The organism is Hydrogenophaga sp. BPS33, from assembly GCF_009859475.1.
GTDB lineage: Bacteria > Pseudomonadota > Gammaproteobacteria > Burkholderiales > Burkholderiaceae_C > Hydrogenophaga.
In genome coordinates this window covers 1,353,719-1,370,175 of sequence record NZ_CP044549.1, presented here as the reverse complement: position 1 = coordinate 1,370,175, position 16,457 = coordinate 1,353,719, and the positions used below count along the sequence as shown (strand labels likewise).

General features: G+C 66.8%; 19 protein-coding genes and 1 pseudogene. 12 read left to right on the top strand and 8 right to left on the bottom strand.

Features of this window, described 5'->3' with window-relative positions; all coding sequences use genetic code 11:
* Positions 1–10 precede the first annotated feature (10 nt).
* From fdh3B to F9K07_RS32250, 6 genes are all read left to right on the top strand, one after another.
* Positions 11–604, top strand: coding sequence for a formate dehydrogenase FDH3 subunit beta (gene fdh3B / locus F9K07_RS06470; RefSeq protein ID WP_159590512.1), 594 nt, complete (start codon positions 11–13; stop codon positions 602–604).
* Positions 604–855 carry a hypothetical protein gene (locus F9K07_RS06465; protein WP_236581810.1) on the top strand — a complete coding sequence of 84 codons (252 nt, stop codon included), beginning with the start codon at positions 604–606 and terminating at the stop codon, positions 853–855. Before fdh3B ends, F9K07_RS06465 begins: the two co-directional genes overlap by 1 nt.
* A gap of 21 nt (positions 856–876) precedes the next feature.
* Positions 877–2,013 (top strand): formate dehydrogenase subunit gamma, encoded by a 1,137-nt coding sequence (locus F9K07_RS06460; RefSeq protein WP_159596841.1) that lies wholly within the window; start codon positions 877–879, stop codon positions 2,011–2,013.
* A gap of 31 nt (positions 2,014–2,044) precedes the next feature.
* Positions 2,045–2,413 (top strand): hypothetical protein, encoded by a 369-nt coding sequence (locus F9K07_RS06455; RefSeq protein WP_159590510.1) that lies wholly within the window; start codon positions 2,045–2,047, stop codon positions 2,411–2,413.
* An 86-nt stretch (positions 2,414–2,499) separates the two neighbouring features.
* Positions 2,500–3,339: a formate dehydrogenase accessory sulfurtransferase FdhD gene (locus F9K07_RS06450; protein ID WP_159596840.1), complete on the top strand. Its 840-nt coding sequence runs from the start codon at positions 2,500–2,502 to the stop codon at positions 3,337–3,339.
* Between the two features lie 45 nt (positions 3,340–3,384).
* On the top strand, positions 3,385–4,869 hold the full coding sequence (locus tag F9K07_RS32250) for an ABC transporter permease (RefSeq protein ID WP_159590508.1): 1,485 nt from the start codon (positions 3,385–3,387) through the stop codon (positions 4,867–4,869).
* A 21-nt stretch (positions 4,870–4,890) separates the two neighbouring features.
* On the opposite strand, the gene F9K07_RS32050 is transcribed toward F9K07_RS32250, so the two are convergent.
* On the bottom strand, positions 4,891–5,025 hold the full coding sequence (locus F9K07_RS32050; protein ID WP_268894744.1) for a hypothetical protein: 135 nt from the start codon (positions 5,023–5,025) through the stop codon (positions 4,891–4,893).
* A gap of 12 nt (positions 5,026–5,037) precedes the next feature.
* Complete coding sequence (locus F9K07_RS06435) at positions 5,038–5,190, bottom strand: tripartite tricarboxylate transporter substrate-binding protein (protein ID WP_159590506.1); 153 nt, start codon at positions 5,188–5,190, stop codon at positions 5,038–5,040.
* 180 nt (positions 5,191–5,370) lie between these two features.
* On the opposite strand from F9K07_RS06435, the gene F9K07_RS06430 reads away from it, so the two are divergent.
* The 3 genes from F9K07_RS06430 to F9K07_RS06420 are packed head-to-tail and all read left to right on the top strand — an operon-like array spanning position 5,371 to position 8,686.
* On the top strand, positions 5,371–6,387 hold the full coding sequence (locus F9K07_RS06430; protein WP_159590504.1) for an ABC transporter substrate-binding protein: 1,017 nt from the start codon (positions 5,371–5,373) through the stop codon (positions 6,385–6,387).
* 18 nt (positions 6,388–6,405) lie between these two features.
* A complete protein-coding gene (locus tag F9K07_RS06425; RefSeq protein WP_159590502.1) occupies positions 6,406–7,032 on the top strand; it encodes a VOC family protein in 627 nt (208 codons plus the stop codon).
* A 1-nt stretch (position 7,033) separates the two neighbouring features.
* Complete coding sequence (locus F9K07_RS06420) at positions 7,034–8,686, top strand: FAD-dependent monooxygenase (protein ID WP_159590500.1); 1,653 nt, start codon at positions 7,034–7,036, stop codon at positions 8,684–8,686.
* Between the two features lie 8 nt (positions 8,687–8,694).
* On the opposite strand, the gene F9K07_RS06415 is transcribed toward F9K07_RS06420, so the two are convergent.
* Genes F9K07_RS06415 through F9K07_RS06395 form a run of 5 tightly spaced genes read right to left on the bottom strand, consistent with a single transcriptional unit; the run spans position 8,695 to position 12,901 of the window.
* Entirely contained in the window at positions 8,695–9,681 is a 987-nt protein-coding gene (locus F9K07_RS06415) for a Bug family tripartite tricarboxylate transporter substrate binding protein (protein WP_159590498.1), read from the bottom strand.
* Between the two features lie 35 nt (positions 9,682–9,716).
* The gene (locus tag F9K07_RS06410; RefSeq protein ID WP_159590496.1) at positions 9,717–10,526 is read right to left on the bottom strand and encodes a GntR family transcriptional regulator; all 810 of its coding nucleotides are present in this window, start codon (positions 10,524–10,526) and stop codon (positions 9,717–9,719) included.
* Positions 10,527–10,537: 11 nt separating this feature from the next.
* On the bottom strand, positions 10,538–11,335 hold the full coding sequence (locus F9K07_RS06405; RefSeq protein ID WP_159590494.1) for an ABC transporter permease: 798 nt from the start codon (positions 11,333–11,335) through the stop codon (positions 10,538–10,540).
* 19 nt (positions 11,336–11,354) lie between these two features.
* Positions 11,355–12,143, bottom strand: a complete 789-nt coding sequence (locus F9K07_RS06400) for an ABC transporter ATP-binding protein (RefSeq protein WP_159590492.1) — start codon at positions 12,141–12,143, stop codon at positions 11,355–11,357.
* On the bottom strand, positions 12,140–12,901 hold the full coding sequence (locus tag F9K07_RS06395; protein ID WP_159590490.1) for an ABC transporter permease: 762 nt from the start codon (positions 12,899–12,901) through the stop codon (positions 12,140–12,142). Before F9K07_RS06395 ends, F9K07_RS06400 begins: the two co-directional genes overlap by 4 nt.
* Positions 12,902–13,007: 106 nt before the next feature.
* Between F9K07_RS06395 and F9K07_RS06390 the strand changes: the two genes are divergently transcribed.
* The gene (locus F9K07_RS06390; protein WP_159590488.1) at positions 13,008–13,451 is read left to right on the top strand and encodes a nuclear transport factor 2 family protein; all 444 of its coding nucleotides are present in this window, start codon (positions 13,008–13,010) and stop codon (positions 13,449–13,451) included.
* 47 nt (positions 13,452–13,498) lie between these two features.
* On the opposite strand, the gene F9K07_RS06385 is transcribed toward F9K07_RS06390, so the two are convergent.
* Positions 13,499–14,860, bottom strand: a complete 1,362-nt coding sequence (locus tag F9K07_RS06385) for an MATE family efflux transporter (RefSeq protein WP_159590486.1) — start codon at positions 14,858–14,860, stop codon at positions 13,499–13,501.
* Between the two features lie 167 nt (positions 14,861–15,027).
* Between F9K07_RS06385 and F9K07_RS06380 the strand changes: the two are divergent.
* Positions 15,028–15,282 (top strand): annotated as a pseudogene (locus tag F9K07_RS06380) (class I tRNA ligase family protein); the annotation flags it as partial.
* 65 nt (positions 15,283–15,347) lie between these two features.
* Positions 15,348–16,435 (top strand): IS3 family transposase gene (locus F9K07_RS06375; RefSeq protein ID WP_159590482.1). Its coding sequence is split into 2 segments (ribosomal slippage): positions 15,348–15,600 and positions 15,600–16,435, totalling 1,089 coding nucleotides; the frame shifts between segments, so codons are not numbered across the junction.
* Positions 16,436–16,457 lie beyond the last annotated feature (22 nt).

Here is a 16,457-nt window from a genome sequence, read left to right as displayed (position 1 = left end):
AGACCGACCCATGGCACGAATGAAGTTCATCTGCGACGCTGAGCGCTGCATCGAGTGCAACGGCTGTGTCACTGCCTGCAAGGCCGAGAACGATGTTCCGTGGGGCGTGAACCGCCGCCGCGTGGTCACGCTGGGCGACGGCCAGCCTGGGGAAAAGAGCATCTCGGTGGCCTGCATGCATTGCAGCGATGCGCCCTGCATGGCGGTGTGCCCGGTCGACTGCTTCTACCGCACCGACGAAGGCGTGGTGCTGCACAACAAGGACACCTGCATAGGCTGCGGCTACTGCAGCTATGCCTGCCCCTTCGGCGCGCCGCAGTTCCCGAGCAACGGCACGTTCGGGCTGCGCGGCAAGATGGACAAATGCACCTTCTGCGCGGGCGGCCCCGAAGAGAATGGCAGTGCCGCCGAGAACGAGAAGTACGGACGCAACCGCCTGGCCGAAGGCAAGCTGCCCGCTTGCGCCGAGATGTGTTCCACCAAGGCCTTGCTCGGGGGCGATGGGGACGTCGTCGCCGACATCTTCCGCACCCGCGTGCTGCAACGGGGCAAGGGCAGCGAAGTGTGGGGCTGGGGCACGGCCTACGGAAAGCCGAGCAAGTGATGGCCCATCCACGCAACACGCTGCAAACGCTGTTCTGCGCGACGGCGCTGGTGCTGCTGGTGGCACTGCTCGGCGCCTGTGGCGAGAAGGCGCAGACCGCCAGCAGGAATGCCGGCGAATCTCAGGCATGGAACGGTGCTCAACCCGCTTTCGACGCCCCCGGGTGGAAGCCCGGTGACAAGGCCAGCTGGGAAGAGCAGATCCGGCAACGCAACCGTCAGCAGAACGAATACACGCGCATCGCGCCGTGACGTCCGGTGGAGGCATCCATGATGAAAAGGTGCTTGTTTCTCTGGTTGCTGGCCGCATGGGTGGGCATCGCGAGCGCGCAGGTGCAGACACCCGCGCCTGCGGCCGCGGATGCGGCCAAAGGTCCACCCGCGGGCTTTGTCGCGCCGCCCGAACCCCAGCCCGATGAAAACAATGCGGCGCGCGCGCGCTCGCAGCCCGGCAACAACGCGCCGTTCTGGCGCGGCGTGCGCGAGTCGGGCGAAGCGGCGGGCGTGACGAACCTGCCCGGCGTCGAAAAAGGCGTGCTGATCCAGCGCTTCGTCCGCTACCCGGGCTCCGAGTTCACCACGGCCGGCGAAGCCTGGCGCCAGGTGCGCAACCGCGTGATCATCCCCTACGGCGGCTCGTTGATGCTGATCGTGCTGGTCGCCATCGCAATCTTCTATTTCACCAAGGGTGCGATCGGCCACGACCATGCGCAGGGCGGGCGGCGCATCGAACGCTTCACGCCATTCGAGCGCGCCGCGCACTGGCTCAACGCCATCGCCTTCGTGCTGCTGGCGATCTCCGGGATCGTCATGGCATTCGGCAAGTTCTTCCTGCTGCCGGTGCTGGGCAGCACGCTGTTCGGCATGCTCACCTATGGCCTGAAGACGCTGCACAACTTCGTCGGCCCGCTGTTCGCGGTGTCTCTGGTGGTCATCATCGTCACCTTCATCAAGGACAACCTGCCGCGCAAGGGCGACTGGGCGTGGATCAAGAAGGGTGGCGGCATGCTCTCGGGCCAGGAAGTGCCTTCGCACCGTTTCAACGCGGGCGAGAAGGCGATTTTCTGGGGCGGCGTCTTCGTGCTGGGGCTGACCGTGGTCGCCTCGGGCGTCGTGCTCGACCAACTGCTGCCGAACCTGGACTACACGCGCGGCACCATGCAGGTGGCCCACCTGTTCCATGCCATCGGCGCTGTCCTGATGATGTGCGCCTTCTTCGGCCACATCTACCTCGGCACCATCGGCATGCGCGGCGCCTACAAGGCCATGCGCACGGGTTATGTCGACGAAGGCTGGGCCCGCGAACACCACGCTCTGTGGTACGCGGACATCCAGGCCGGCAAGATTCCGGCACAACGCTCGGGCACGGCGGCACCGAAGGAACCGGCACCCCGGCCGCGCGAGGCCTGAGCCGTCGCGCCGGCAGCACACGGAGAACCCGATGAAACACCAGATCACCTTGCTGTCCCTGGCCCTCGCGACCGGTAGCGCGATGGCCAAGTTGCCTCCCGTGTCCGAAGAAGCCAAAGCCAAGGCCGCCGAGACCGCGGCGCGCACCGCCTGGAGCGACAAGGTCGCGGCCTACAAGCTGTGCCAGTCGATGGACCGTGTGGCCGCGACCTACTTCGAGCGCAGCCGCGCCGCCGGCAAAACAGTGCAGGCACCAGTGGCCACGCCAGCGTGCACCGACCCGGGCGCGTTCAGCTACACGCCCAAGCCGATCGAAGCGGCCGGCGCGCATTCGCCACCCCAGACCGCGACGACGCCGCCCAGCACCACGAAGCCAGCGGCCGAGGGGGCCAAGCCCTGAGCGCCACGCCCGTGCACGACCCCCTGGAAGACCTCGGTTTCGAAGCCGGCGCAGACGGTCCGCCACCCTTGCCCAGCGCGCCGCGCATGACGCGCGCCCGCGTGCCCTTGCTGCGCAACATCGAGATCCTCGGCTCCGACGGTGAGCGCCGCGCCATCCAGATTCCCGCCGAGCGGCCCCTGACCGTGTTCGTCGACAAGCGCGAACTGGTGACCTTGATGACCCTGGGCGCGCGCCCCGAGTTGCTGGTGCTGGGTTACCTGCTCAACCAGCGGCTGATCGAGCGGCTGGAGGACGTCACCGCCATTGGCGTGGACTGGGAGGTGGAGGCCGCTGCGGTTACGACGCGCGCGGGGATGGCCGACCTGGAGGAGCGCACCACGCACCGCGTCGTCACCACCGGGTGCGGCCAGGGCACGGTGTTCGGCCATGCGATGGACGCCCTGGGCGACATCCGTTTGCCCGATGCGCGCGCCGCGCGCATCACGCAGACGCAGCTCCACGGGGTTCTGGACAGTTTGCGCCAACGCGATTCGGTGCACCGGCGCGCCGGCTCGGTCCACGGCTGCGCGCTGTTCCAGGGCACGCGCATGCTGGTCTTCGTCGAAGACGTGGGCCGTCACAACGCCATCGACACCATCGCCGGCTGGATGCTGCTGCATGGCGTGCGCGGCGCCGACAAGGTCTTCTTCACCACGGGCCGGCTCACCAGCGAGATGGTGATCAAGGCCGCGCAGATGGGCATTCCCATCGTGGTCTCGCGCAATGGCGTGACCGCCATGGGCCACGACCTGGCCTCGCGCCTGGGCATGACCCTCTTTGGCCGCGCGGCGCACCGCAGCTTCCTTTGCTACACCGGTTTCGAGCGCTTCGACGCCGAACCCACACCGAAAAAAACCGACGCCGTTGTCACGGCGGAGAACTGAGCGTATCGGGCAAGTTCGCGGACTGCGGTACAAAGCAGTCCAAGCATGAACACCATGACCGACAGCTGGGGCCTGGCCTGGCGCCTCATTCTCGACGCGGACCCAGACCTCGTGCGCATCACCTTGCTGTCCTTGCAAGTGAGTGCCACCGCCTGCGCCATCGGCGCAGGGGTCGGCCTGTTGCTCGGGGCCTGGCTGGCCGTCGCGCGCTTCCCCGGCCATGCGCTGCTGGTGTGGCTGGTCAATACCCTGCTCGCGCTGCCAGCCGTGGTGGTGGGCCTGTTCGTGTACCTCCTGCTCTCGCGCGCCGGTCCGCTGGGCGAACTGGGCATCCTGTTCACGCCAACGGCGATGGTGGTGGCACAGAGCGTGCTGGTCACGCCCCTGATCGCCGCCTTGTCCCGGCGGCTGGTGCTCGCGGCACTGGCCGATGGCGGCGACCAGCTGCGCTCGCTCGGCGCTCGGCCCTTGGCGGTGGCCTTGCTCATGCTGGTGCACGATCGCATGGGCGTGGCCACCGTCCTGCTCACCGCTTTTGCGCGCGCGATCGCCGAGGTGGGTGCGGTGATGATCGTGGGCGGCAACATCGCTGGCGTCACGCGCGTGATGACCACCACCATCGCGCTGGAAACCAGCAAGGGCGATCTCGCGTTGGCGCTGGCGCTGGGCTTCGTGCTGCTGGCGGTGGTGGGTGCCATCAACGGCGCCACCGGCCTGGTACACCTGTTGAGCGGTTTCGCGCGCCGCGCCGGGCCTGCCGCGACGAACCCCGCCGCGCCCCCCGAACCCATTCCCCGAGCGCCATCGCCCGCCGTGCCCACACCCCTGGTGGTGCTTCATCGGGCGTCCGTGCGGCTGGGCTCGGTCACGGCCTTGCAGGACGTCTCGTTGACGCTGCGGCGCGCAGACCGTCTCGTCATCGTCGGTGCCAACGGTTCGGGCAAGACCACCTTGCTGCGTTTGCTGCACGGCCTGGTGGCCAACACCGGACGGTGCGAGCGCCTGCCGCTGCAACCTGAAGCGCGCCTGCCGCGCGTGGCCATGGTGTTTCAGCGCACCTTTCTGCTGCACCTCTCCGTGCGGCACAACCTGTGGATCGGCCTGTGGCTGGCCGGCGTGCCCGCGCGGGAACGCGAAGGGCGTGTGCGCCAGGCGTTGGCGCGTGTGGGCCTGCTCGGCCACCTGCACCGGCCTGCGCGCATGCTTTCGGGTGGTGAACAGCAACGGCTCGGCCTGGCTCGCGCCTGGGCGCAGCATCCCGACATCCTGCTGCTCGACGAGCCCACCGCCAACCTGGACCCGAATGCCAAGAGCGAGATCGAACAGCTGATCGAGGAAGTCGCTGCCAGCGGGGTCACGATCGTGATGAGCACCCACAACCTCGGCCAGGCCAAGCGGCTGGCCACGCGCGTGGCCTACCTGCAATCGGGCCACCTGGTCGTGGAGCGGCCGACGGAAGCCTTCTTCGGTGGTGACGACCTGCCCCCGCAAGCCGCGAAGTTTCTGCAAGGCGAGCTGGGCTGGCGCTGACGCCGCGGGCGCCTGCGCGCGTCAGGCGAAGCGCAGAAAACCCAGTGGGTCGTGCGCGCGGGCGATACAGACCATCATCGCGAAGCACGCCAGGGCCATCACAAAGGCCAGCCCGCCGTGGGCGGTCTTGATCAGGGGATAGGCCGCAGTCCACATGCGCAGCGTGGGTCAACGCTTGTTGCCCATGGCCGCCAAGGCGCGCACCTTGCCGGAGTCGTGGTTCGGCGCCACGCTGCCGGGCGAATCGAACATCACCTGCACCTGTCCACCGAGCAGGCCGTTCATCGCGGGGGCCGCACCGCGGTAGGGCACGTGCAGCATCGCCCCGATTCATCGTGTTCATGGTCCATGGGCGGTTGCCGCGCTTCGAGTTTCCTTCGTGAGTGCCCCAACATGCATGCAATCTAGGCGAAAATACCAATGCAAATTCGGTTTTTATGCCGAATACTGGATTTTATGCATGCAATTCAAACCGCACTTCCGTTCAAAAGGAGCTTTGGCATGACGCATCTGAAATGCATTCCCGGCTGGGCCCGGGTGTTGGCCGTGTTCGCGGCCGCGACGGCTTCGTGGGGCGTCGCCGCGCAGACCATCACCACCACGCTGGCCCTGCCGGCCACCGCCATCATCTTTGCGCCGATCTACATCGCCGCCGATGCCGATCTCTGGAAGAAGCGCGGTCTGGATGTGAAGCTGCCCCTGATCGCCGGCCCGGGCGCGACCAACGCCATGGTGGCGGGCAGCGCCGACTTCGCCAGCACTGCCGTCACCTCGGTGCTGCGCGCCTCGGCGCGGGGCCAGGCCTTGCAGGTCATCGCCACCACGCACGAAGAATTCCTCATGGAAGTCGTGCTCAGCCCCAAGGCTGTGGCCGAGCGCAAGATCAACCTCACCGGCAACCTGGCTTCGCGCACGGCCGCGCTCAAGGGGCTGACGCTGGCCATCGACACGCCGCTGGGCATGCCGCACGCGTTCATCAAATCGATCGCGAAGAAGGTGGGCATGGACGCCGACCGCGACTTCACCCTCACCCCGATGCAGCCGCCCAACATGGTGTCCTCGCTCAAGTCGGGCGCAATCGATGGCTTCATCTTCGGTGAGCCGTTCATTTCCATGGCGGTGCAGGACGGCGCGCGCGTGGTCATCCGCAACCCGCGCGACGACCAGCCCGAACTCAACCCCTACGCGTCCAACATCATCGCCACGCGCGCGGACTTCTGCGCCAAGTCCGGCGAGGTCTGCGCCAAGCTGGTGAGCGGCCTGAACGAGGCCTTGAAGATGATGAAGGACGAGCCGCAACGGGCCAAGGACATCATCAAGGGCCGCTTCCCGCAGCTCTCGCCCGAGGCGCTGAACAAGTCGTTCGACCTGATCCGCGCCAGCTCGCCGGCCAACACGCTCACGCGCGAAGCGGCCTTGGTGAACACCCAGAAGTTCGCGCTGGTCTCCGGGGTGCTCAAGCCCGAGGAAGGGCGCGACAACCTCAGCGGCCTGTTCACCAATCAGTACGCGCGCTGAAGCGCTCGGAGGACCAACGTGAGCGCACTTTCCCTGTCCGCCCAGGACACGCCGGTCACCGCCGACCTGGCACCGCCGCGCCTGAGCGAGGTGGTGCTGCGCACCTCGCGCTACGACGAGATGAAGGCCTGGTACCAGCACGTCCTGGGCGTGAAGCCGTACTTCGAGCACACGCCGACCGATTGGGAACAGCGCCGCGAGCAACTGAACGAGAAGCTGCCCACCGACCTGCGCCTGTGCTTCATGCGCGTGTCCCACGAGTACCCGTACAGCCAGGTTATCGCGCTGTTCGACTACCCCCGGCTCGCGCCCACGGACAGCGCCAGCGGCATGCACCACATGCAATTGCGCCACGACCACATCGAGTCGCTGTTCACGCGCTACGAGCGCCTGGCCTCGATCGGCATCGAGCCCTACCGCAGCTTCAACCACGGACCGTCGACCTCGTTCTACTACCAGGACCTCGACGAGAACATGGTCGAGCTGTCTGCGGCGAACTTCCCCGACGAAGCGGGTTTCGTGGCGTTCCTGAAGTCGCCCGCCTTCGCCGCCAACCCGGTGGGCTACGCGGTGAAGCCGGCTGAACTGCTGCAGCGCTGGCGCGCTGGCGAATCGGCCTGGGACATCGCACAGAAGGAACCCTGACATGAACAGCCCAACGAGGCCCGCGTTGACCGCAGGCCAGGAGACGCGCGTGCCGGTCGTCGTCGTGGGCGCGGGCCCGGTCGGGCTGGCCCTGGGCAACGAACTGGGCTCACGCGGCGTGGCCTGCCTGCTGATCGAACGCAGCACCCGCGTGCCCGACTTCCCGACCTGCGAAGCCATCAACGCCCGCACCATGGAGCACATGCGCCGCTGGGGCATGGCCGAGGACATCCGCGGCGCCGGTTTTCCGCGCGGCATCCCGCGCACGGTGCGCTTCATGACGCGCGCGCTCGGCCACGAACTGCTGTGCTTCGAGCGCCCGACCAACGAAGGCTTTCGCGCCGAGCTCGCGGCCATCACGCCCGAGAGCGGCATCTGGTGCCCACGCATGATGTTCGAGCCGGTGATGCAGCGGCACCTGGAAAACTTCCCGCAGGTCGGCCTTTGCGCGGGCTGGCAGGTCACCGGTTTCACGCAGGACGCGCAGGGCGTGACGGTGGACGCCGAGCAGGTCGACAGCGGCGTGAAAGCGCGCGTGCGCGCCGACTACCTGGTGGCCTGCGATGGCGCCGCCAGCACGACGCGCAAGGCGCTGGACATCCCCATGGAAGGCGCGTTCGCCGAGGGGCACAACATCACGGTCTATTTCCGCTCGGCCGAGTTGCGCGATCTGCTGGCCTCGCGCCCGGGCGTGATGATGGACATCGTCAACCCCGAAGGCCGCGCCAACCTGTCCTGGGTGGATGGCAACGACCATTGGCGCCTGATGAACTACGCGCAACCCGATGAGCCGCTCGATCCGGATCGCCGCATCCGCGCGGCGCTGGGGCGTTCGGTGGCCTACGAGCTGATCGGCGCCAAGCCCTGGGCCGGGCACCGCGTGGTCGCCGAGCGTTTCCGCGACGGCCGCGTGTTCCTCGCGGGCGATGCCGCGCACCTGCTCTGGCCGCGCGGCGGCTTCGGCATGAACACCGGCATCGGCGACGCGGTTGACCTGGGCTGGAAGCTGCAGGCCGCGCTCGAAGGCTGGGCCGGCGATGCGCTGCTGGACAGCTACGCCACCGAGCGCCGCCCCGTGGCCACGCGCAACGTCAACGAAGCCGCGAGCAACTACGCCGAAGACGCGGGCCTGCCGGTGCCAGCGCACCTGGAAGCCGACACGCCCGAGGGCGAAGCGGCCCGCCTGCGGCTGGGCGCGATCATCCGCGAGCGGCGCGCCAAGGAATGGAATTCCATGGGCATCCAGCTGGGCTACGTGTACGACGCATCGCCCCTGATCGCGGCCGAGGGTGCTTCGAGCGGACCGGCCAGCACCACGGACTACGAACCCTCTTCCGCACCGGGATCGCGCGCGCCGCATGTGTGGCTGCAACCAGGTCGCTCGATCCTGGATCTGTTCGGCGACGGTTTCGTGCTGCTCACTTTCGACACGTCGCACCATGGCGCGGCATTGCTGCAGGCCGCGCACGCGCAGGGCATGCCGATGCGGGAGATGCACATCGACCACCCCGAGGCACGCCGGCTCTACCAGCACCGGCACGTGCTGGTGCGGCCCGATGGCCACGTGGCCTGGCGCGGCGATGCGATGCCGGCGGACCCCGGCGCGTTGATCGCGCGTGTGCGCGGAGCGGCGGTGCAGGCGGCCGTGGCCTGAGCCCTGCCCTACTTGCCGATCTGGATGTTCTGCGCGCGGATCAACGCGCCCCACTGGGTGCGCTGGCCCGCCACCAATGCGGGAAAAGCGTCGGGCGTGAACGCGGGCAGCTCGAAGCCCAGTTCGGTCATGCGCTGGCGGTACGCGGGCTCGGCCGAAATCTGCGCGATCTCCTGGCGCAGCCGCGCGACCACCGCAGGTGGCGTTGCCGACGGCGCGAGCAGGCCCAGCCAGGCAACCGGCATATTGAGATCGCGCAGCCCCGCTTCGGCCATGGTGGGAATGTCCGGAAACTCGGGCAGCCGCTGCGGCGTGAGCGTGGCCAGCGCGCGCAGCTTGCGTTCGGCGATGTGGCCTTTCACCGACGAGGGCGAGGTCAGCACCACCTGCACGCGCCCGGCCATCAGATCGAGCACCGCCGGGTTCGTGCCCTGGTAGGGCACGGCCATGACATCGATGTTCAGCGCGCTGCGGATCAGCTCCCAGGTCAGGTGCATTTCATTGCCCAGGCCGGGCGCGCCATAGAGCAGTTTGCCGGGGTTCGCGCGCGCTTTCTCCACCAAGCCACGCATGTCGGGCGGACCGTCCGCCGCGCCGAGCACGAGCACCGGCGAGGTGACCACGGCCGCCACCGGCACCAGATCGCGCGCGGCGTTGTACGGCGGGCGGGGTTCGAAATGCTCGGCGATGGTGATGGGGCTCTGCGGCGTCAGCAGGAGCGTGTGGCCATCGGGTGCGGATTTGGCCACGCGGTCGGTGCCGAGCATGGCCAGGGCACCGGGCCTGTTCTCCACGACGATGGGTTGCCCCAGGCGCTCGCCCAGCCGCTGCGCGGCCAGGCGCGCGGCCACGTCGGTAGGGCCACCGGGTGGGAACGGCACCACCACCGTGACCGCACGCGTGGGATACGCGGCCTGCGCGAGCGCGCGCGCCGGCAACACGCCCGCGGCCAGTGCCAGCGAGCTCAGGGTGAACAGGGCGGATCGGCGTTGCATGGGCATGGAGTCTCCTGAGGGATGAAGGGCGGAACTCAAGTGGTCGGCTTGCCCGGCACGGCGCGCAAGCGGCGCTCGCGTGGTGGCGAATCTTTTGGCACCGCGTCGCTGATGCGGTGCCAGGGGCTGGCATCGTCGGTCTGTTGGGCACGCGTCTCCAACTGCATGAGGATGCGCTCGCGCCCCTGGTACACGTGTTCCTGCATCAGGTTGTGCGCGCGCGCAGGCTGGCGTTTGCGCACCGCGTCGAACACCAGGGTGTGCATGCCCAGGGCATCGCGCACATAAGCCATGATGTCGTCCACGTTGCTCGTGGTGGTCGGAATGATCCCCGCCGAGGCCATGGGAATGGTGCGCATCTGCGCGATCAGGGACAGCACCAGGCCATTGCCCGAGCCTTCGAGCAGCTCGTGGTGGAAGCTCTCGTTGAGCTGCGCCCAACGGTCCACGTCGGCGGGCGTGTGGTGGCGCTGGGCCACCAGGTCGCGCGTGTCGGCCAGGTTCTGCTCCAGCGTGGCTTCCTGCGTGTCGCTCACGCCGCGGGTGGCGAGCAATTCGCACGCGAAAGCTTCGAGCCGACCGCGCACGTCGATCGCGTCGATCACTTCCTGGCGGGTGAAGGCACGCACCTGGAAGCCGCGGTGCGGGTTGTAGACCAGCAGGCCTTCCTGCGCCAGCGATTGCAGGGCCAGGCGCACGGGCGTGCGCGAGACGCCCAGTTGTTCGGCCAGGTGTTTTTCTTCCAGCCGGGCGCCGGGAGCGAAACGCCCCCGCATGACGGACTCGCGCAATTGCGCCAGCACGTTCTCCAGTTGGGTCGGCGCGGTGGATCGGGGAAGGCTCATGGAACTTGGATTCATAGAAGGGAGATGCTCTGTTGCCAGCGCAAGGCACGGCGCTGCAGCGCGCTCACGAGCGCGTCGGCGGCCATCACCAGCGCCATCACGAGCACGATACCGGTGAACACGCCCACGGGGTCGGCGGTCTGGCGTGCTTGTTCGATGGTGAAGCCCAGGCCCTTGTCGGCCACCAGGAATTCGCCCACGATGGCCGCCGAGATCGCACGCGGCACTGCTATTTTCAGGCCGGCGAAGAGGTGCGGCACCATCGCGTGGAACGACACCTTGGCCATCAACTGGCCGCGCGTGGCGCCCATCACGCGCCCCATGTCGAGCCAGCGCCGGTCGACGTCGCGCAGGCCGGTGAAGGTGGTGATGAAGACGATGAAGAAAACCATGAAGACAACGATCACCACCTTGGGCGTGATGCCGATGCCGAACCACAGGATGAGCAGCGGGATCAGCGCGAACAGTGGAATGCCCATGGCGAACAGCACGTAGGGCTCCACAGCGGCACTCGCGCGCGGCGAGAGGCTGAGCAGCGTGGCCATTGCAAAGCCCGAGGCCCAGCCGATCGCGAAACCGAGCGCCGACGCCAGCAGCGTGGCACCCAGGTGGGGCCAGATCGCGCCGCTGGACACCATCTGCACCAGGCGCTCGGCCACGTCCAGCGGCGCGGCGATGTAGGTCGTGCCCAGCGCGCGGTGCCCCGCTTGCCAGGCGCCCAGCAACAGCAGGCACAACAGCAGCCGCGCGGCATGAACCGCCTGGCGCCGCGACCACCCGCGCGGCGCGACGGCGGTGGTGCCAGACACGAGCGCGTCCTTCACCGCATCACCTCACCTGCGCGCGGATCGCGTCGTAGAGGCGCACGAAGTCGGGCTGGACCAGCAGCGCATCCACCACGCGCGGGCGCGGCAGTTCCACCGCGTGTTCGGCCACCAGCCGCGCCGGCGCGCGCTCGAGAATGAGCACCCGCTCGCCCAGCGCGACCGCTTCCGCGATGTCGTGCGTGACGAACACGATGGTCTTGCGCTTGAGCGCCCACAGCGCCTGCAGGTCCGACTGCAACTGCTGGCGCGTGTGCGCATCGAGTGCGCCAAAGGGTTCGTCCATCAGGATGATGGGCGGGTCGTACACCAGCGTGCGAATGAGGGCCGCGCGCTTGCGCATGCCGCCCGAGAGCTGGTGCGGGTAGTGGCCCGCGTAGTGCGTGAGGCCCACGGCCTGCATCATCTCGCGCGCCCGGGCGCGCCCGGCCTCGTCGATGCGTCCTTCGATCTCCAGGCCGAACAGCACGTTCTCCTCCAGCGTACGCCAGGGCAGCAGGTTGTCGTCCTGCGTCACGTAGCCGATTCTGCGGCCCAGACCCGGGCGCAGCGCGGTGGGGGCCGCCGCGTCGAACACGGTCTCGCCAGCGAGCCGGATGCGGCCTTCGCTGGGCGCATCCACCTGCGCGATCATGTTGAGAATGGTGGACTTGCCCGCCCCGGAAGGCCCGAGCATGGTGACGAATTCCCCCTCGCGCAAAGCGAAGGACAGCTCGCGCACCACCCACGGACCGTCCTGCTCGCCGTGGGCCGGGAAGCGCTTGCCCAGCGCCTGCACTTCGAGCAGCGTCATGGCGCCACCCCGCCCGAGCGCAGACCCGTGGTTTCAGGCCGCCAGCGCAGCAGGCGCTGTTCCAGCCGCCCCACCAGCCAGGTGGCCACGCCGATGAGCACCGTGATCGCCGCCACCGTGGCGAAGATGTCGGGCGTGCTGTAGCTCATCGCACCGTACTGCACCAGATAGCCCAGGCCCCGGTTGGACGACACCAGCTCCGAGATGATCACGCCACCGATGGCGTACGGCGTGGCGATGCGAAAGCCCGCGAACACATAGGGCACCACCGCTGGCCAGACCACCTTGCGCGCCACCTGCGATTCGCGCGCGCCCAGCACGCGCGCCATGCGCACCAGCCGCTGGTCGGCCTGGCGCACGCCCGCCTGGGTGCTGAAGAACACGATGAAAAACACCACCGAGGCCGCCAGCACCACCTTGGACGCCATGCCGATGCCGAACCACAGAATGAACAGGGGTGCCAGCGCAAGTTTGGGCAGGCCGTAGCCGGCGGTGAGGAAAGGGTCCAGCACCTCTTGCAGAAAAGGCCACTTGCGCAGCGCCATGGGCAACCACACGCCGGGCACGCCACCGAGCGTGAAGCCCAGCGCCGCCGCCGCCAGCGTGTAGCCGGTGTGCCGCAACAAGCCTCCCGTGGCCACCAGGGCCCACAGGCGTTGCACAGTCTCCAGCGGAGAGCTGATCCAGTAGCTCCCGACGACGGCCGCCGCCCACCACCAGAGCCCGAGCAACAGGCCTCCGACGAGCAAGCGGTCCACCCCACTTTTTCCACTCATTGCATGCACCAGGCTTAATATCGGGTCGGTTGACGCCGGTTTTCCGGGTTTTACCGCCTTACGTGCATGCAAACAATGGGGACTATCCATGAGTCACGACGCCTTGAACCTGCCGCGCATTCCCGAGGCCGACCGCGGCGATTGCCAGGCGCTGATCCACGCGTTCTGTCATTTCATCGACCACGGCGAAGCGCCGAAGGTGGTCGGCCTGTTCACCGACGACGGTGTGTTCGACCGCAAGGGCGCGGTGCTGCGCGGCCATGCCGCGCTGGCCGAAGCCATGGCCAAGCGACCGCCGGGCATGGTGACGCGCCATGTGTGTTCCAACATCGTGCTGCGCGCCGAGTCGCCCGATCGCATCGTGGGCACGACGGCCTTCTTGCTCTTGCGCCGCGACGGCGCAGCGACGGCCGCCGACACCAGCCCCACCGCCTGCCTGGAAGCCGTGGGGGATTTCGAAGACGTCTTCGTGCGCACACCGGCAGGCTGGCGCATCGCCAGCCGCAAGGCCGTGCCGGTGTTTGCGCGCTGACGGCGCCAGTGTTCGGGTGCGCGGCAATGCGGTCAGATTCACCCGTTCTAGATCAGCTTCTTCAGTGGCCTTTGCTTCCAGACAAAGTGGAAGAAACCCGCGTGCAGCGCCAAGCCCAGAAGATAGGTGAGCGGATACGCCATGCGCAGTCCATCAACGTCGAAAAACTGGCTCAAGGCCCACCCGGCCGGCACCAGGAAAAACGCAAGAACGCTGAGGGATATCAGCGTTGGCCAGAGCACCGTGCCAGAAGCGCGCATGACCGCGGTGAGAACGCTTGAGATGCCCAGAATCACGCTGCCCGGAACCGCGATCCAGATGAGATCTTTTGCCATCGAGACGACGCGCTCGTCCGATGTGAAGAAAACAAGTACCTGACCACCCAACGCGACCGCAAGCAGCGCGCCCATGCTGGAGAGCACGAGGCTCGTCCACAAAGCGGTGTGGGTCACCGCCCGCACCTGCTCCGGCGAGCCTCGCCCAATGGCCTGCGAAGTGAATACAGAAGCTGCGATGGCAATGGACAGCCCAGGAAACTGAACATAGCTCAGGATCTGATTCACCACACCCCAGGAAGCCGTCGCATGCGTGCCAAAGCCATTGACGAATCTCATCAACGCCACGTCGGCCATCGACCCGACCACGAAAAAAAGGCCCGTGGGAATGCCCAGCTTCGTGATCGTCCAAAGCAGTGAAGGGTTGGGCCACATGGCGCGCAGCAATGCAAGGTTGGGAGCCAGTGGATGGTTGCGCCTTCTCAGGCGCCAGGCCAACCATGCCAGCGCTATACAGGTGCCAGTCGTGGTTGCCCAGGCGGCGCTTGAAACGCCCATGGCAGGCAACCCGATCTGACCCAACATCAAGGCGGGGGTCAGTACCAACACCACCGCGGAGCTGATCGCCAGGACCACCAAGGGGGTCTTGCTGTCGCCGGTTGCGCGCAGCAATGCGGCCGCGACGATCGTGGTGAACACGAGTGGCAACGAGCCCACCATCACCTGTCCGTATCGGATGGCATGTTGCAACACCTCGCTAGAGGTGCCCATCCAATCAAGAACACGGTCACCGGTGCACACACCCACCAACGCCAAGGCCACACCCAACGCGATGCCTGCGAACAGGGCTGAGCCCGCGATCTCCCGAAGCCGACTCAAATTCTTCGCACCCCATGCCTGACCCGCGAGGATCGACACACCGCTGCCAAAACCCAAGACGAAGGCGCTGAGAAATACCAGGACAGGTGTGATGACTGCGATGCCCGCGTAGGACGTCACCCCCAAAAGTCGACCCGCATAAATCGTGTTCAAAGTGCCCGACATGGCTTGAAGCACATTGCCGAGCACCAGCGGGATCGCGAAGAGGACGAAGCGTTTCCAGAGGTCTTCGATGGTGGGTCGTGCAGGGTTCATGGGGCGAGATTCGTGGCATCCATTGATGTCCGCCGAACTGGGGGTCACCCTCGATCTTTTCTATACGGTGGGTGGTACACGGGTCGATTTTTTTCGCTGAAAGCGTAGTACAAACGCGCGACCGAAAACGAGCCTCCCCTAACGTCCGACCCCATCGAAGAAATCACATGCCGTCCAACGCACCCACCCGAAAGCTGTTTGTGACCACGGCCTTGCCCTACGCGAATGGGGAGCTGCACCTGGGCCATCTGCTGGAATACATCCAGGCCGATGTGTGGGTTCGCGCGCAACGAATGGCGGGCCACTCCGTTCAGTTCGTCTGTGCTGACGATGCGCATGGCGCACCCATCATGATCGCCGCCGAGCGTGCCGGCCTGACACCCGAGCAGTATGTAGCGCAAATTGCGAGTACGCGGGCGCCCCTTGGTAATCCCCCCGCAAAACCATTGAGCTGAGAAGTAGAGACTCTGACAGGAGAATCTCTACCATGAAGAAATCGCGATTTACCGACAGCCAGATCATCGACGCACTCAAGCGGGCGGAGGCGGGGCTAACGGTGCCTGAGCTTTGCCGAGAGCTGGGGATCAGCTCGGCGACGTTCTACAAGTGGCGGGCCAAGTTCGGCGGCATGGATGCCTCACTGATGGCGCGCATGAAGGAGCTGGAGGCGGAGAACGCGCGGCTGCGCAAGATGTATGTCGAGGAGAAGCTCAAAGCCGAGGTCGTGGCGGAGGCACTCGCAAAAAAGTGGTGAAGCCATCTCGCCGACGCGAGATGGCACAACAAGCTGTGCGCCAGCGCGGGCTGTCGATCAGGGCTGCTTGTCAGGCATTCCAGATCAGCCAGGCCTGCTACCGCTACGAGGCCCGTCGCGGCCTTGAGGACGACGAGATCGCCCAATGGCTGCTGCGCTTGACCGACAACAACCGCAACTGGGGCTTTGGCCTGTGCTTCCTGCACCTGCGCAACGTGCGCGGCTTGCCCTGGAACCACAAGCGCGTGTATCGGGTTTACCGGGAGCTGGAGCTCAACCTTCGCATCAAGCCGCGCAAGCGCCTGGTGCGCGAGAAGCCCGAGCCTCTGACGGTGCCCAAGCACAGCAACGAGGTCTGGTCGATGGACTTCATGCACGACCAACTGGAGGACGGTCGCAGCATCCGGCTGCTCAACGTGATCGACGACTTCAATCGCGAGGCCCTGGGCATGGAGGTGGACTTCTCGCTGCCCTCGCAGCGTGTGATCCGCACCCTGGCGCAGATCATGGCTTGGCGCGGCAGGCCCAACGTGATTCGCTGTGACAACGGGCCGGAGTACATCAGTGCCACGTTGCTGAACTGGGCCAGTGCCAGAGGCATTCATATCGAGCACATCCAGCCGGGCAAGCCCCAACAGAATGCCTACGTCGAGCGCTTCAACAGAACGGTGCGCTACGAGTGGCTGTCCCAGTACCATTGGAGCGACCTCGACGAGGTTCGCGAGTACGCCACGCAGTGGATGTGGCGCTACAACCATGAGCGCCCAAACATGGCCTTGGGCGGCATCACCCCGAAACAGCGGCTGGCCATGGCCGCATAGCTCTACTTCTCGGAGCCGTGGA